The organism is Nocardiopsis sp. NPDC006198 (assembly GCF_040613895.1).
GTDB lineage: Bacteria > Actinomycetota > Actinomycetes > Streptosporangiales > Streptosporangiaceae > Nocardiopsis > Nocardiopsis tropica.
The window spans coordinates 135506-151531 of record NZ_JBEXSY010000005.1; the positions used below are offsets into that span (position 1 = coordinate 135506).

Sequence of the window (16026 nt, forward strand, 5' to 3'; positions counted from 1 at the left end):
TCCTTGTTGTCCGGTAACACGACCAGGTCAGGCTGACGACGTGAACGCACCAACTCCATCCCCCACCGACGACAGAGCGGCCTCCGCACCCCGGGGCCGCGTGGACCGCTTCTTCCACATCTCCGAGCGCGGCTCCACGTTCGGCACCGAGATCCGCGGCGGTCTGGCGACCTTCTTCGCCATGGCCTACATCATCGTGCTGAACCCCCTGATCCTGAACGGCACCGCGGACGTCAACGGCGATGTCCTGGAGGTCCCCCAGCTCGTCGCCGTCACCGCCCTGGTCGCCGCGATCAGCAGCATCCTGATGGGCATCGTCAGCCGCTACCCGTTCGCGCTCGCCGCGGGCATGGGCCTGAACGCCGTCGTCGCGTACGGGGTCGCCCCGCTGATGGCCTGGTCGGACGTCTTCCTCCTGCTGATCGTCGAGGGCCTCATCCTCACGGTCCTGGTCATGACCGGCTTCCGCACCGCCGTCTTCGCCGCGATCCCCGGCGGGCTGAAGATCGCCATCGGCGTCGGCGTGGGCCTGTTCCTGACGATCATCGGCTTCGTCAACTCCGGCTTCATCCAGGGCGGCGGCGGCACGATCGTCAGCCTCGGCAGCGGCGGCCTGAACACCCTGCCCCTGCTGGTCTTCGTCATCGGCCTCCTGGTCACCATCGCGCTCTACGTCCGCAAGGTCCCCGGCGCGATGCTGCTGGGCATCATCGTCTCCACGGTCGCCGCGATCGTCGTCCAGGCGCTGTTCGGCGACCGGGGCGAGGGCCTGGCCTGGCAGCTGCCGGGCTCCACCCCGAGCCTGCCGACCTCGGTCGGCGACGTCGTCGCCCTCCCCGACTTCTCCCTCATCGGCCTGTTCGCCGAGGGCGGGTTCAACATCGCGGCCCGCTGGTCCGACGTGGGCGTCGCCACCGTCGTGATGCTGCTGTTCACCCTGATGCTGGCCGACTTCTTCGACACCATGGGCACCATGGTGGGCGTCGCCCACCAGGCGGAGCTGACCGACGAGGACGGCAACCTGCCCCGGACCCGCGAGGTCCTGGCCATGGACGCCTTCGGCACGATCTTCGGCGGCGCGGCCTCCGCGTCCATCGCGACGGTGTACGCCGAGTCCGCGGCGGGCGTCGCGGAGGGCGCGCGCACCGGCATCGCGCCCATCGTCACCGGTCTGATGATGGTCGTCGCGACCTTCTTCGCGCCGCTGGTCACCATCGTGCCGTTCGAGGCCGCCACGCCGGTGCTCGTCATCGTCGGCTTCATGATGCTGCTGCCGGTCGGCAAGATCGACTTCACGGACCCGGCCGTCGGCCTGGCGTCGTTCTTCGCGATCGTGATCATGCCGTTCACGTACTCGATCGCCAACGGCATCGGGATGGCGTTCATCGTCTACACGTTCGTGCGCCTGGTCGAGGGCAGGCCGCGCCACGTCCACCCCCTCATGTGGGTGGTCTCCGCGGTCTTCCTCCTCCACTTCGCCGAGGCCCCGATCTACGCGCTCATCGGCTGATCCCGCGCGCCGCCCTCGCGCGGGGGCGGGAATTCCTGCGACAGTGGACGGCGTTGACCCGAGTGATGAGTCAACGCCGTTTACTTATGTGTCCGCACCATGGGTCGGTGGCCGCATCAGTCCCTCCCCGGCGACCCGTCCGGGAGGGGAGGAACTGATGCGGCGTATCGCCATGTTCCGCTCACTGGCCGTCCGCAACTACCGGCTCTACGCCCTCGGCCAGCTACTCTCCAACCCCGGCACCTGGATGCAGCGCATCGCCCAGGACTGGCTGGTCCTCCAGCTCAGCGGCGGCAGCGGCATCGCGCTCGGCATGACCACCGCGCTCCAGTTCCTGCCCCTGCTCCTCTTCGGGCTGTGGGGCGGCGCGCTGGTGGACCGCCTGGACAAGCGCAGGCTCCTGATCTGCACCCAGAGCGTCATGGGAGCGCTCGCCGTCGCCCTGGGCGTCCTCGCGACCGCCGGCGCGGCCGAGGTCTGGCACGTGTACGTGTTCGCCTTCGCCCTCGGCCTGGTCACCGTGCTCGACAACCCCGGCCGCCAGGCCTTCGTCCCCGAGATGGTCGACCGCGAGCACCTGTCCAACGCGATCGCCCTCAACAGCGCCAGCTTCCAGCTCGGCAGGGTCACCGGCCCCGCCATCGCGGGGCTGCTCATCGCCGTGATCGGCAGCGGTCCCGTGTTCCTGATCAACGGCGCCTCGTTCGGGTTCACGATCATCGCCCTGGCGATGATCCGCACCGCCGAGCTCACCACCACCGAGCCGGTGCCCCGGGGCAAGGGCCAGATCCGCGAGGGCCTGCGCTACATCGGGGGCCGGCGCGACCTCGTGCTGCTGCTGGTCCTCGCCGCCGCCACCCAGTTCTTCGGGGCGAACGGGCAGAACCAGATCGCGCTGGTGGTCAACAACGTCTTCGAGGCCGGCGCCGCCGCGTTCGGGGTGGCCGCCGCCTTCCTGGCCGTGGGCGCCCTCATCGGGGCCCTCCTCGCGGCCCGGCGCGACCGGCCCCGGATACGCCTGGTGCTGATCGGGTCGATGGCCTTCGGCCTGCTCCAGGTGGCGGCGGGGCTGATGCCCGGCTACGTGTCGTTCGTCGTGGTGCTGGTGCCCATGGGCATGGCCTTCCTGACCTACGTGACGACGCTCAACGCCACCTTCCAGCTCAGCGTCGACCCCCAGATGCGCGGTCGCGTCATGAGCATGTTCCTGCTGGTGTTCATGGGCGTGACGCCCATCGGCGCCCCCGTGGTGGGGCTGCTGGCCGACGCGTTCGGCCCGCAGGCCAGCCTCGTCATCGGGGGCACGGTCACCGTGCTGGTGGTCGCGGCCCTGACGGGACCGCTGTTCAGGGTCCACGGAGTCAGGGTGCGCGACCTCCTGCCGGGGCGCCGGCGGACCGCCGCGGCCGGACCGGCCCCGGCGGAGGAGGTCGGAGCCGGACGGGCCCCGGACGGGCACGAGGCGGACGGCGCGACCGCGGCCGGGCCCGCCCGGGGGGCCGACGGCCCCGGACGGCCCCCGGAGGACGCGGTCACCCGCACCTGAGACCCCGGCCGTGCCCCGCCGTCCTCGGGGCACGGCCGGAGACCGGGCCCCGCCGACCGCGCCGGACCGGTCAGGAGGTGACCACCCGCGTCACCACCGACACCGAGCTGATCAGCAGCAGCCACAGGACCGCGCGGCGGAACAGCTCGGCGTCCAGCCGGCGGAAGACCCGCTCGCCCACCGCCATGCCGACCAGCATCGCGGGGACCCCGACCAGCAGCAGCGAGCCGACCTCCGGCGTCAGCCTGCCGCTGATCCAGAACCCCGCCAGCGAGGCGGCGCTCGTCGCCGAGAACATCACCGACAGGGTCGCCCGCTGCACGCGGGGCTCCAGCCCGCTCCCCTGCAGCGCCGCCACCATCAGCGGGCCGTCGATGCCCGTCGAGGCGAACGACGCACCCGACAGGGCGCTCACCCCCGCCAGTGTCGGGGCCCCGCCGGGGACGGGGGTCCTCCGCCACACCAGGAACGTCCCCACCAGGACCATCACGGCGATCGCCACCATCAGGGCCCGCTCGGGCAGCACGGCGAGCAGCCACACGCCGAACGGCACCCCGGCCAGCCCGAACCCCAGGAACAGGGCCGCCAGGCGACGGTCCACGTGGTGGCGGTCCCGGGCGGTGATCCACACGCTCACCGGCGCCGACATCAGCCCGGCCACCACCACCGCCGTCACCGGGTCCGCGAGCAGGGCCAGCGGCGGCACCGCCACCAGCGAGAAGCCGAACCCGGTCGTGGTGCGCACCAGGGACCCCAGGGCGAGGACCACGAAGACACAGGAGATGACGAGCATGGGCGGGCGGCTCCGGGGGCGCTGCGGCGGGGACCCGCAGACCCTACTCCCCGGGATGCGGACGCGGACACGGGAGGGAAGGATGGGGGGATGAGACTGTTCGTTGCCCTGGCGCCTCCCCCGGACGTGGTGGAGACGGTGCGCGAGGCCGTCGACCGGGGGCGCAGGCACACCCCCGACCTGCGGTGGACGCCTCCCGGTGAATGGCACCTGACCCTGCTCTTCCTCGGCCGGGTCGACGACGACCTGCTGCCCGGCCTCACCGGGGCGCTCGGGAGGGTGGCCCGCAACCGGCGGCCCCTGGAGCTCGCGGCGCGCGGCTGGGGGACCTTCCCGCGCAGCAACGCCCGGACCTCCGTGCTGTGGGCCGGCGTCAACGGCGACACCCAGGCGCTCGGCATCCTCGTCGGCCGCCTGAGGGCCGCCGCCGACCGGATCGGGATCGAGGTCGACCACCGCCCGTACGTGCCGCACATCACGGTCGCCCGCAGCCGCCCCGCGCGGGACCTCTCCGGCACCGTCCACTCCCTCGGGACCCTGCGCAGCCGCAGGTGGGAGGCGCAGGAGATGCACCTGGTGGAGAGCCGGCCCGAGTCGGCGGACCGCTACCGGACCGTCCGGACCTGGGCGTTAGGCTGGGAGCCGGATCCCACCCGACCACCGGAGCGCAGCACGTCATGAGCATGCTCACCAACAACCGCAAGCAGCGGTGGCTGCTGCCCGTGGTCCTCGGCTCCATCATGCTGATCGTGGTCCTGGGCGCCCTCCTCGGCTGAGCCCCGCCCGGCCGGCGCTTGACCTTGACGCCTGCGTCAGGGTTCTAACGTGCCGCCATGACTCCACACACGACCGGGACACGCGTTCCCAGCGGCTCCGGCTGGCTGGTGTGCCTCACGCTCACCACCTTCGCGATCGGCACCGACGACCTCGTCGTCGCCGGACTCCTCCCCGAGATCGCCCGGGACCTGGGGATCGGCGTGGGCGCCGCCGCCCGCGCACGCCCGGAGCGGCGTCCGGCGGCGGACCGGTCCGGCCGGGGTCAGGCGGCCGCGGCGGCCAGGCTCGCGGCGTGCGCCACCAGCGCCGCGTTGTCGTACGCCTCCGTGCCGTCCGGGAGGCGCATGGTGTCCTCCAGGCCGATCCGGAGGTCGTGGCCCGAGGCCACGGCGGCCTCCAGCATCGGCCACGCGGTCGCGTCCGTCCCGTGCAGCATCCGGGGGGCGCCCACCCGCGCCCGGTCCAGGAGGGAGAGGATCGCGTTCGCGTTGCGCTCGGCGTCCTCCACCGCGACCTGGGTGGGCTCGACCAGGACGGCGGACACCCGCATCTTCGTGGCGACCAGGATCCGGGCCGCCTCCACGGTCCACACGCCCGCCTCCACGTCCACCCTGCGGTCCTCCAGGAGGTGGGCCAGGTCCACCGAGCCGGCTTCGTGCAGGTTCAGCGTGACCGAGTCGGGTAACAGCGGGGACGCCCATCTCTGGACCAGGTCGTAGCGGCGCCACGGGTCCGACTCCGCCGACAGCGACGTGGTCAGGGACACCGGGACGTCCGGCCCCTCGGACCGCAGCGCCTCCATCAGCGACGCGACGACCTGCGGTTCCAGCGACTCTGCGCCCCCGGGGTCGCGCGGGTGGACGTGGACGGCGTCCGCGCCGGCGGCCACCACGGCGTGGGCGTCCGCCACCAGCTGGTCGACGGACACGGGCAGGGCGGGGTGCGCTCCGGGGCGGCGGTCCCCGTTCAGGCAGGCGACGATCCTCATGGGCTCTCCTCACGGCGCTCCGTAAGCCGAATGTGCCCGTTCGCACCCGGGCGCAAGCCACCCCCGCCGTCCCCTGGCAGGATGTCGTCCATGAGAAGACCGCTCGCGCTGGTCGCGACCGCACTGCTCGCGGCCCTTCCCGCCGCCCCGGCTTCGGCGTCCCCCGAGGACCCGGGCGCGCCGAGCGGCGGGGTCGACTACCCGAGGGGCGGGGAGGGGCCGGAGGGCTCGGAGGTGGCGTTCGAGTTCCAGGACGCGAGGATCTCCGAGTCCAGCGGCATCGCGCCCTCCGCGCTGCACGAGGGCGTGTGGTGGACGCACAACGACAGCGGCGAGCACCCGAGCGAGGTGTACGCGGTCGACGGGGACGGGCAGACGCTCGCCACGTTCTCCCTGGGCCTGGAGCGGCGCGACTGGGAGGCGGTCGCCGTCGCGGAGGGGCCCGACGGGGAGCCGGCGGTCTTCGTGGCCGACATCGGCGACAACTTCGGCGGCAGCTGGGCCGAGTACAGGGTGTACCGGTTCCCGGAGCCGGCGGTCCTCGCCGACGGGGCGGTCGAGCCGGTGACGCTCACCTTCACGTACGCGGACGGCGGCCGGGACGCGGAGTCGATGATGATCGACCCCCGCGACGGGCGCGTGTACGTGGTGTCCAAGGAGTTCTCCGGCGGCCTCTACGCGGCCCCCGAGGTCCTGGACCCCGAGGGCGCGAACGTCCTGGAGCGGATCGACTCCGCGCCGCTGTTCGCCACCGACGCCGCGTTCGGCCCGGACGGCACCCGTTACGTGATCCGCACCTACTGGGGCGCCACGGTCTACGACTCCACCGACGGGGTGCCCGGGCGGCCGATCGGCTCCTTCGACCTTCCCGAGTCCGACCAGGGCGAGTCGGTGGCGTTCACCCCCGACGGGACCGCGCTCATGGCGGGTACCGAGGGGCCGCACGCCCCGGTGTGGCGGATCCCCCTGGAGGACCGGTACCTGACCGACGAACCGGTGGAGGTCGAGGCGGAGGCCGCGCCCTCCGACGGGGAGGACGGCGGTACCGCGGCGGAGGGCGGCGGCGGGGACGGGAGCGCGCTGCCGTTCATCCTGGGCGGGGCCGGCGTCGCGGCCGTGCTCATCGCCGGGATCGTCCTGCTCGCCCGGCGGGGCTGACACCGGGCCCCGGGACACGGCGGGCCGACGCCCGGTCCCGGGACGCGGTGGGGACGTCGCACCGCACGGCCACCGGAACCGGGCCCCGCCCGTGGCGCTCCCCACCGCCGGTTCCCGTCGCGGACGCGGGACCGCGGTGGCCGCGCGGTCACGGCGGGCCCTCCGCCCCCTCCCTGCGGGCTCGCAGCGCCCGGACCTTCTGGCGGTTGCCGCAGCGCTCCATCGAGCACCAGCGCCGCCGGCCCGGGCGCGAGGTGTCCACGAAGACCAGCCGGCAGTCGTGGGAGCCGCACTCGCGGATCCGGTCGGCGTGGTCGCCGGTGAACAGGTCGACCGCGTCGCGGGCGATGGTGGACAGGACGGCGGTGGCACCGGCCGGCTGGATCCAGGACCGGCCCGCGCCGGCGTCCATGGCCGGGACCAGGGGAGGGTGGGACGCGGCCAGGTTGACCTCGGCGACGTCCTCCGGCGGGAGGGGGCGGCCGCCCGTGCGCGCGTCGGCCAGGCGCCAGAGCGAGTCGCGCAGGCGCCGTGCGGCACGGAGTTCCGCCTCGGTGACCCCGACCAGCTCCGGGTCCAGGCGGAGCCGGGACAGGGCGAGCCAGTCGGCGAGGTCCCGGGGCCCGTGGAGGATCTCGTAGTGCGCGTACGCGCCCGGGGCGCCGGTGACGAGCAGTTCCAGGCACAGGGCGCCGGGGTCGAAGACGAAGGGGGAGCCGTGCAGGGGGCGCATCGGCAGGCCTGTTGTGTCCCGGGTCATGTAACCACTATAACTGGAATCAACGGTCGGGGCCATGTCCGGAAGGTCCCGCCACAGAGCCGAGGAGAACCCCGATGGCAGTCGAATGGCAGCTCGTGGTGGACTGCGCGGACCCCGTCGCCCTCTCGCTGTTCTGGGCGCAGGCGATGGAGTACGAGCCCGAGGACAACACCGTGCTCATCGACCGCCTGCTGGCGGAGGGGCTCGTGAAGGAGGAGGACCTCCGGGAGGTGGACGGGCGCAAGGTCTTCGCCACGGTCGTCGCCATCCGCCACCCCGACGACCCGGTGGACGGCAGCACCGGCATCGGGCTGGGGCGGCGCGTGCTCTTCCAGGTCGTGCCGGAGTCCAAGACCGTGAAGAACCGCCTGCACGTCGACCTGAAGGTGGGGGCCGCGCGCCGGGCCGACACCGTCAGGCGGCTGGAGGGCCTGGGGGCGACCTTCGTGCGGGCCGTGGACGAGCCCGGGGCCTCGCACGTCACCATGCGGGACCCCGAGGGGAACGAGTTCGACGTGCAGTGACGCCCGCCCGGGGCCGGGCGGCGGCGCGCCTCCCGCGACACGGGGGCCGGCGCCGGAGCGGCCCGGCGGTCGCGGCCGTCAGTCCTCGACGGGCTGGGGGTCGAGGAAGTGCTCGCGCGCCAGGAACGCGTGCCGGGAGAAGTCGGTGAACACGCCGTCCACGCCGAGCTCGAAGAACGCCTCGTACTCGGCGGCGAAGCCCCCGTAGTCGCTCGGCCCGCGGTCCGAGCGCAGGTCGGGGGGCAGGAAGTGGTTCTCGCTGCGGAACGTGTACGGGTGCACGAGCAGGCCGGCCGCGTGCGCGTTCTCGACGAGGTCGGTGGGCTCCCCGAGGTTGCCGTCCTCGTCGGTGGGGATGACCAGGCCCTTCGCGGGGCCGATGGCCTGGGCGAAGGCCGCAACCTCGGCCAGGCCCTCCGGGGTCGTGTAGTGCAGCCAGCGGTCCTCGGTGCCGAGCAGGAACACCAGCGGGAGCTCCGTCTCGGCGAGCTTGCGCAGGCTCTCGGCCTCGAAGGACTGGAGGAACACCGGCAGGGCCGGCTCCGGGCCGGTCAGCCCCGCCTCGCGCAGGGCTCCGATCAGGGCCGGCTCCAGCTCCAGGCCCTGGGCGGCGTGGTACGCGGGGTGCTTGGTCTCGGGGTAGATCCCGATCGGCCGCCCCAGCTCCTCGGTGAGCGAGAAGGCCAGCCCGATCACCTCGTCCAGGGTCGGGATCCCGTAGTCCCCGTCCATCAGGGCGTTCACGGCGCGCACGTCCCGCATGCGCTCCACGGCGCGCAGGGTCCGGATCTCCTCCAGGGTGAAGTCCTGGGCGAAGAACCCGGTGGTCTCGCGCCCGTCCACGGTCCGGGTGGTGCGCCGGTCGGCGAACTCCGGGCGCTCGCCCACGTCCGTGGTGCCACCGATCTCCTGCTCGTGGCGGCAGATCAGCTTCCCGTCCCGGGTCGCGACCAGGTCGATCTCGATGAAGTCGCCGCCGTACCGGGCGCCCAGCTCGTAGGAGGCCAGCGTGTGCTCGGGACGGTGCCCCGACGCACCCCGGTGGGAGATGATCTTGATGGGGATTTCCTGCTTGTTCTTGTTCCTGCGCACAGCCGAACCGTCCTGAGAAGCCGAGATGCCGGGAAAGAGGGTGGCCGACCCGTGGGAACACGGGTCGGCCACCATTGTGCAACGTGGGGCGAACGGGTCAGGACAGCTCGGTGAGCACGTGGTCCACGCACGCGGTGAGCGCCTGGACGTCGCTCGGCTCGACGGCCGGGAACATGGCCACGCGCAGCTGGTTGCGGCCGAGCTTGCGGTACGGCTCGGTGTCGACGACGCCGTTGGCGCGCAGGACCCTCGCGACGGCGGCGGCGTCGACGTCGTCGCTGAAGTCGATGGTGCCGACCACCTGGGAGCGCTTGGCCGGGTCGGTCACGAACGGGGTCGCGACCGGGGACTTCTCGGCCCAGTCGTAGAGGATGGAGGAGGACTCGGCGGTGCGCGCCACCGTCCACTCCAGCCCGCCCCGCGTGTTCATCCACTCCAGCTGCTCGGCGAGCAGCAGCAGCGTGGCCACGGCCGGGGTGTTGTACGTCTGGTCCTTGCGGGAGTTGTCCACCGCGGTGGTCAGCGAGAAGAACTCGGGGATGTACCGGCCGCTCGCGGCGATCTCGTCCACCCGGGCCAGGGCGCGGGGCGACATGACCGCCAGCCACAGCCCGCCGTCGGCGGCGAAGCTCTTCTGCGGGGCGAAGTAGTAGACGTCCGTCTCGGTGATGTCGACGGGCAGGCCGCCCGCCCCGCTGGTGGCGTCCACCAGGACGAGCGCGTCGTCGTCGGCGCCCGCGACCCGCTTGACGGGGGCGGCCACGCCGGTGGACGTCTCGTTGTGGGTGAGGGCGTACACGTCCACACCGGCCTCGGCGACGGGCTCGCCGTGGCTGCCGGGGTCGGTGCTGATGACGGTGGGCTCCTCCAGCCACGGGGCGCCCTTGGCGACCTTCGCGAACTTGCCGGAGAACTCGCCGAAGGACAGGTGCTGGGACCTGGAGCGCAGCAGGCCGTGCGCGGCGATGTCCCAGAAGGCGGTGGTCCCGCCGTTGCCGAGGACGACCTCGTACCCGTCGGGCAGGGAGAAGAGGTCGCTCACGCCGGCGCGCACCCGGGAGACCAGGGACTTGACCGGCTTCTGCCGGTGGGAGGTCCCCATGTAGCGGGAGCCGGAGGAGGCCAGGGCCTCCAGCTGCGCGGGGCGCACTTTGGACGGGCCGCTGCCGAAACGGCCGTCGGCGGGCAGCAGGTTCGCGGGGATCTGAATCTCGTCGGTCACGGTCCCCAGGGTAGTGGTGGGAGCGGTGACGCAGCCGGTCAGGGCCTCCGTTCACGGCGTGCATGCGCGTGACCGGAGGATCGAATTGTCACATTCTCAGAAGTTCTGGCCGGTATGGGTCAGTGCCAATTCCGCCAAAACGGATGAATCTTCCGACACCTTTGTTGTCTAATGAGAAACAGCTTCGGGGGGAGTGACGGGACCGACACGAGCCGTGAAGGGGTTTTCGCGAGTGGTTGACGACGAGTCCGGCGACCGGACCGCCGCCCCCGGGGCGCCGCCCCGTTTCCTGGCCGTCTTCGACGCGCTGCGGGCCCGCCCCCCACGCCGCAGGTACACCCTCCTGGCCCGCATGGAGCGCCGCGTGGCCCGCCGGCTCCCCGCGGACAAGCACGACGGCCTCCAGCGCGGCGACGTCGCCGAGCCGCCCCCCGTCCTGGACCTGGCCGTGCGCGGTACGGCGGACCGCTCGGAGGTCCTGCGCATGCTGGTCGAGCGGGGCGGGGCGAACCTCGTGTGGCGCCTGCCCGAGGCGGAGGACCCCGCGGAGCCGCTTCCGTCCGGCGGGGCCGGGGGGAGCGCGGAGGCCGGAGGGGCGGCCGCCGCTCCTCGGCCCGGCGACGGCGGCCCTCCCTCCGGGAACGGGGCCGGGAGGCGGTTCGGGCGGCGCCGGACCGCGCCGCACCCGGGCGTCGAGAGCACCGGCGCACCGCTGGCCGCCCCTCCGGGCGCCGGCCCCCCGGGCGAGGACGCCCCCGTCACCACCGACCAGCTCTACGACCTGATGGAACGCCTGGTCGACGGCCGCCTCGCCCGCCTCGGCGACCAGCCCGGGCAGAAGTGGTACCACAAGCCCCCCTCCCCTCCCCGCTTCGCCCGCCTGAGCTCCCTGCTGTGGCTGCGCAGGTGCGAGCCGGCCACCGTGCAGGCCAACGTGTCCGGCTCCGAGGTCCCCCAGGACGGCGTCGCGCTCACCAGCGACAGCAAGACCCAGGTGGAGGTCATCAACGAGCTGCGCCGGGTCCGGCTGGACAGCGCCAGGGAACGGCGCGAGCGCCTCCTCGACGCGGCCGGCGGGCGGAGCCCGGACACCGGGGACGACGGTGCCCCGGCCGGAGCACCGTCACGGTGGGAGCGGTCCCGGCTCTCCTTCGTCGTGCGCCGGCGCTGGCTCGCCTCCGCCGCCTCCCGCACCTCCCGCTGGGCGACCCGCGTCTCCGACCGGGTCACCTTCGGCAAGCTCGACGAGAGACTGCTCACCCCGCTGGCCTTCGTCGTCTCCCTCGTCGTCACCGCCACGCCCTTCGCCGTCCTGGGCCTGGTCGCCCAGCAGGTCAACGAGCTGATCGGCCTCCTCGCCGGCGTCGCGCTGACGGCCGCCTACGCGGTCGTCGCGTTCTTCGTGCTCCTGCCCTGGTGGCCCTACCGCTGGCTCAACCGGCACCGCTACGTCACCCACGAGGCGGGCGGCGACAAGGCCCTCCCCAACCACCGCGAACGCGGGATCCACGTCCTCAACCAGCTCAACGACCGCGACGCGGGGGGCGGGCGGATCAGCGCCGACACCAGGCCGCCCGGCGTCCACCGGCTCGCCGTCAACGCCTTCCTCGACGACCTCCACCGCGCCTACGGCGCGGCCGGGCGCCGCAGGCGCAAGCGCAGGCAGCGCCCCGTGCTCCTCCTGGAACAAGAGCGCCTCGACCCGGTGGCCCGCTACCTCGTCCTCCTCGTCGAGGACGAGCGGCTGCGCCGCGGCTTCCCCGACCCCCTCCTGATCGTGCAGGTCCGGTGCGGCTCCACCCCTCCGCTCGTGCGGGGAGAGGTGGACACCGCCCGGTACCCCTCCCTCCCCGAGGGGGAGGGCGCCGTGCAGCGGGCCCCGGAGGTCGGCCGCTGGGCCAGGGCGCGCCACGCCGCCGGGCGGCTCGGCGCCCACCGGCTCGTCGCCCTGGACGTCGGTCCGCTGCGCGGGGACCGCCCCCGGGGCTCCTTGCGGCCCGAACCCGTCCGGGTGTTCACCGCCCCCGCCCTCGCGGGGCTCTGGACGGCGGGCGCCGCCGCCTGCGTCGTCCTGGCGGTCCTCCTCGGGACGGTGGTCGTCCCCGCCCTGCACCCCTGCGTGCAGCGGGGCCTGGTGGTCCCCGCCGGGATCGACACGAGGAACGGCCAGTGCGTCGGCGTCTCCTTCGGGGACTTCGTGTTCCACGAGCGGCTGGAGGAGGTGACCGAGCGCATCCGGGACCAGAACCGGGCGGTCGACGACAGCGGGGACCCCTACGTCACCATCGCCTACATCGCCGAGCTGGAGATCGCCGACCCCGGCGACCCCTCGCTGTCCGGGGTCCAGGGCGAGCTGCTGGGCCTGGCCTTCCAGCAGGACCAGCACAACGAGCTGGTCGGCAGGGACGGCACGCCCAAGATCAAGATCCTGATCGGCAACGCGGGGGAGGCGTGGTCCCACGCCGAGGAGACCGCGCGGGAGATCGCCGCGCGGTCCGGGAACACGTACCTCGGCATGGACCGCCCGATCGGCGCCGTCGGCTTCGGGCACAGCGTCGCGCCCAACAGCGAGGCCATCCGGATCGTCGGCGACGCCGGGATACCGATGGTCGGCACCACCGCCACCTACGACGACGTCGCCCGGTCCGGCGAGCGGCAGCACAACGAGTTCTTCTTCCCCGTCGCCCCCGCCAACAGCCGCATCGCCGAGCAGGCGGCGCACTGGGCCTACAACGGCGTGCCGTGGACCGGCGACCGGGGGGTGGAGTACGGGCTGGAGCCCGCCCGCACGGCCGTGGCCATCGCGAGCGCGGGGGCGGCGGAGGACGGGGGACCGCACGAGCAGTACGGCCCGCACCTGGCCGAGCTGTTCATGGCGGCCTTCCAGAGGGAGGGCGGCTCCGTCTGGGAGGGCGTCCGGGGGCTCGGGCCGCAGGAGTACGCCGACGGCACCCTCCTGTACGGGAGCGGCGACCTGGAGGAGGACACCACCTTCCGGGACCACCTCGACCGGCTGTGCACGGAGGACCCGCCCGACCTGCTCTACTTCGCCGGGCGCTCCGCGGACTTCACGGCCTTCCACGACTACTTCAGGACCGCGGGCGGCGCGGCGTGCGTGGGAGGGGACATGACCATCCTCGGCGGGGACGACATCGCCAAGTTCGTCGCCGACGAGGAGGACCGCATCAGCCAGTCCCTCGAACACCCGGTGTTCTACACGCCGCTCGCGGCCAGCGGGTCCTGGGGCGAGTCGGAGGCCCTGGCGGAGGAGGACTCCCAGGGGTTCTACACGGCGGTGGACGACCTCGTGGAGGAGCTGTACCGGGAGGACGGGGACGAGGAGGGGGAACCGGTCCCGCGGACCGAGCTCCCGTCGATCGCGCACGCCGCGGTGGCCAGCGACGCCCTCCTCGTCGTCTCGCGGGCGATGCCGCACACCGGCCTGACCCCCGAGGAGCTCGCCGCGCGGGGGCCGCTGGGGTTCGTCGGACTGGAACGGCGGCCGTTCCTCCGGACCCAGGAGGACTACGAGGCCAAGCGCGACCAGCTCCTGGGCGGGATCCGGGACACGCGCGGCCTGACCGGCATGTCGGGCTACCTCGAGTTCGACGGCTCGGTCGACGGCCACTGGTTCCCGGAGCGCCTGGTGCAGCTGGTCCTGGTGGGACCCGACTCGGGCGGGGACCGCCAGCACGTCATCCACAGGTGCGGCATGAGCAGCGCGGACCTGCCCCCGGCCGACCCCGGCTGCGTATGAGGGGGAGCGGGGGGCGGGGCGGGGTGGCGCGGGACCGCCCGACGCGAGAAGATGCCCGTTGTGGACCACCGAAACCCCGCCGAACTGCGGAAACCGTACACGGGTGAACCCCTGGTGCGCTCCTCCCTCGCCGCCCATCCGATGACGCAGTTCCACCTGTGGTTCGAGGAGGCCTACGAGTCGGGGCTGGCCGAGCCCAACGCCATGGTCCTGGCCTCCGTCGAGCCCTCGGGGATGCCCAGGGCCAGGACGGTGCTGCTGAAGGGCTACGACAGGACCGGGCTGCGCTTCTTCACCAACTACACCTCCAGGAAGGGGGAGGCGCTGGACGCGGACCCCCGCGCCGGCCTCCTCTTCCCCTGGCACGCCATCCGCCGGCAGGTCCTGGTGGCCGGGCGGGTCGAACGGCTCTCCGACGCGGAGAACGACCGCTACTTCGCCACACGGCCGCGCGGCTCGCAGCTCGGGGCCTGGGCCAGCGAGCGCCAGTCCCGGACCGTGGAGGACCGCGCCGAGCTCGACCGCCTGTACCGGGGCTTCGAGACGGTGTGGGCCGAGGACGAGGAGGTCCCCAGGCCCTCCTACTGGGGCGGCTACCGCCTCGTCCCGGAGGAGGTCGAGTTCTGGCAGGGCGGCCCGGACCGCATGCACGACCGGTTCCGCTACCTGCGCGGCGACGGGGACGCGTGGGAGATCGACCGCCTGTCCCCCTGAACCCCGCCGCGGAGGGGCCGGTGCGGGCGCCCCCGGGGTGATCCCCGTCGCGTCCGGTACGCGCCCCGGGCCCGTGTGGCGACGGAGGGCCCTCCGCAAGGGTCCGTCGGGCATTCCTCCAGGGGCGAACGGCCCGGAGGGGCCGGGACCAGCGACTCCTGCGCCGAGGGGCGGACGACGCCCCTCCGCTGTCCACATTGTGGGACGGTGGAGAAATTCGGGCTCGCCGATGCGCGATATGCTTGCCGTATCGGTGGTCGCTCCCGCGGTCCTGCGGACGCCCCGGTCCCCACTCGGCCCCTGGGAATCACGTGGTCCCGGCCTGTGTTGTGAGAGACCTGCCGTGCCCGCCGCGACCGCGCGTCGGGCGCAGAGCCTTGGGAGGGGAGACTTGACCGCACACGGGCTGATCGACACCACGGAGATGTACCTCCGGACGGTTTTCGAGCTCGAGGAGGAGGGCATCGTCCCGCTTCGGGCGCGTATCGCCGAACGCCTGCACCAGAGCGGACCCACGGTCAGCCAGACGGTGGCCCGCATGGAGCGCGACGGCCTGCTGCGGGTCGAGAACGACAGGCACCTCGTCATGACGGCCGAGGGCCGTCGACTGGCCACGCACGTCATGCGCAAGCACCGGCTCGCCGAGCGCCTGCTCGTCGACGTCATCGGGCTGCCCTGGGAGGACGTGCACATCGAGGCCTGCCGCTGGGAGCACGTGATCTCCGAGGCGGTGGAGGAGCGCCTCGTGACGCTGCTCAACGCCCCCTCGGTGTGCCCCCACGGCAACCCGATCCCGGGCCTGGACGAGCTCGGCCTGGAGAACTACTCGCCCGAGCCCTTCACCGACGACTCGATCGTTCCGATGATCGACGTCGCGGGCAACAGCGAGACGACCGTGACGGTACGGCGCATCAGCGAGCAGATCCAGTCGGACGCCGACATCATGCTCACCTTGCGCGAATCCGGGGTACAACCCGGGCAGGAAGTGGTGCTCAGGGCCTCCGACGGGGGCGTCCACGTGATCGGCGGCGAGTCCGAGGGGACCGACCTCTCCGAGGTCGTCGCCGGACACATCTTCGTCGCCAAGCCGTGAACCACGCGAACACGTTGATTGGTTGCTCATCGGGATTGTCACATTGCGCTGCGGGAACGTTGACGGTGTTGCTACGCTCGCCCCAAGGTGCG

13 protein-coding genes are annotated in these 16026 nt (G+C 73.1%); 8 read left to right on the forward strand and 5 right to left on the reverse strand.

All coding sequences use genetic code 11. The features are described from left to right. Window positions 1-40 precede the first annotated feature (40 nt). Both ABZ234_RS05910 and ABZ234_RS05915 read left to right on the forward strand, forming a co-directional pair. Window positions 41-1510, forward strand: coding sequence for an NCS2 family permease (locus tag ABZ234_RS05910; protein WP_267947951.1), 1470 nt, complete (start codon window positions 41-43; stop codon window positions 1508-1510). A 157-nt stretch (window positions 1511-1667) separates the two neighbouring features. Beyond that, window positions 1668-3056 (forward strand): MFS transporter, encoded by a 1389-nt coding sequence (locus ABZ234_RS05915; protein WP_355011180.1) that lies wholly within the window; start codon window positions 1668-1670, stop codon window positions 3054-3056. A gap of 70 nt (window positions 3057-3126) precedes the next feature. On the opposite strand, the gene ABZ234_RS05920 is transcribed toward ABZ234_RS05915, so the two are convergent. After that, window positions 3127-3849 (reverse strand): sulfite exporter TauE/SafE family protein, encoded by a 723-nt coding sequence (locus ABZ234_RS05920; RefSeq protein ID WP_355011181.1) that lies wholly within the window; start codon window positions 3847-3849, stop codon window positions 3127-3129. 90 nt (window positions 3850-3939) lie between these two features. Here ABZ234_RS05920 and thpR point away from each other — a divergent pair, with 90 nt between their 5' ends. Then, window positions 3940-4530, forward strand: a complete 591-nt coding sequence (thpR, locus tag ABZ234_RS05925) for an RNA 2',3'-cyclic phosphodiesterase (RefSeq protein WP_267947954.1) — start codon at window positions 3940-3942, stop codon at window positions 4528-4530. 358 nt (window positions 4531-4888) lie between these two features. Here the strand turns inward: thpR and ABZ234_RS05930 are convergent, their stop codons facing one another. Continuing rightward, window positions 4889-5614, reverse strand: coding sequence for a 3-keto-5-aminohexanoate cleavage protein (locus ABZ234_RS05930; RefSeq protein WP_267947955.1), 726 nt, complete (start codon window positions 5612-5614; stop codon window positions 4889-4891). 90 nt (window positions 5615-5704) lie between these two features. On the opposite strand from ABZ234_RS05930, the gene ABZ234_RS05935 reads away from it, so the two are divergent. Next, the gene (locus tag ABZ234_RS05935; RefSeq protein ID WP_267947956.1) at window positions 5705-6772 is read left to right on the forward strand and encodes a hypothetical protein; all 1068 of its coding nucleotides are present in this window, start codon (window positions 5705-5707) and stop codon (window positions 6770-6772) included. Window positions 6773-6920: 148 nt separating this feature from the next. Here the strand turns inward: ABZ234_RS05935 and ABZ234_RS05940 are convergent, their stop codons facing one another. Next, entirely contained in the window at window positions 6921-7532 is a 612-nt protein-coding gene (locus ABZ234_RS05940; RefSeq protein ID WP_355011182.1) for an ABATE domain-containing protein, read from the reverse strand. 74 nt (window positions 7533-7606) lie between these two features. Between ABZ234_RS05940 and ABZ234_RS05945 the strand changes: the two genes are divergently transcribed. Further along, complete coding sequence (locus ABZ234_RS05945) at window positions 7607-8056, forward strand: VOC family protein (protein ID WP_355011183.1); 450 nt, start codon at window positions 7607-7609, stop codon at window positions 8054-8056. 78 nt (window positions 8057-8134) lie between these two features. Here the strand turns inward: ABZ234_RS05945 and ABZ234_RS05950 are convergent, their stop codons facing one another. Beyond that, window positions 8135-9148 (reverse strand): glycerophosphodiester phosphodiesterase family protein, encoded by a 1014-nt coding sequence (locus ABZ234_RS05950; RefSeq protein ID WP_355011184.1) that lies wholly within the window; start codon window positions 9146-9148, stop codon window positions 8135-8137. A 97-nt stretch (window positions 9149-9245) separates the two neighbouring features. Beyond that, window positions 9246-10370: a phosphoserine transaminase gene (serC, locus tag ABZ234_RS05955; RefSeq protein ID WP_355011185.1), complete on the reverse strand. Its 1125-nt coding sequence runs from the start codon at window positions 10368-10370 to the stop codon at window positions 9246-9248. A gap of 232 nt (window positions 10371-10602) precedes the next feature. Here serC and ABZ234_RS05960 point away from each other — a divergent pair, with 232 nt between their 5' ends. From ABZ234_RS05960 to ABZ234_RS05970, 3 genes are all read left to right on the forward strand, one after another. Continuing rightward, on the forward strand, window positions 10603-14127 hold the full coding sequence (locus tag ABZ234_RS05960) for an ABC transporter substrate-binding protein (RefSeq protein WP_355011186.1): 3525 nt from the start codon (window positions 10603-10605) through the stop codon (window positions 14125-14127). Between the two features lie 60 nt (window positions 14128-14187). Next, entirely contained in the window at window positions 14188-14841 is a 654-nt protein-coding gene (pdxH, locus tag ABZ234_RS05965) for a pyridoxamine 5'-phosphate oxidase (RefSeq protein ID WP_267947962.1), read from the forward strand. 391 nt (window positions 14842-15232) lie between these two features. After that, window positions 15233-15934 (forward strand): metal-dependent transcriptional regulator, encoded by a 702-nt coding sequence (locus tag ABZ234_RS05970; protein ID WP_344179910.1) that lies wholly within the window; start codon window positions 15233-15235, stop codon window positions 15932-15934. Window positions 15935-16026 lie beyond the last annotated feature (92 nt).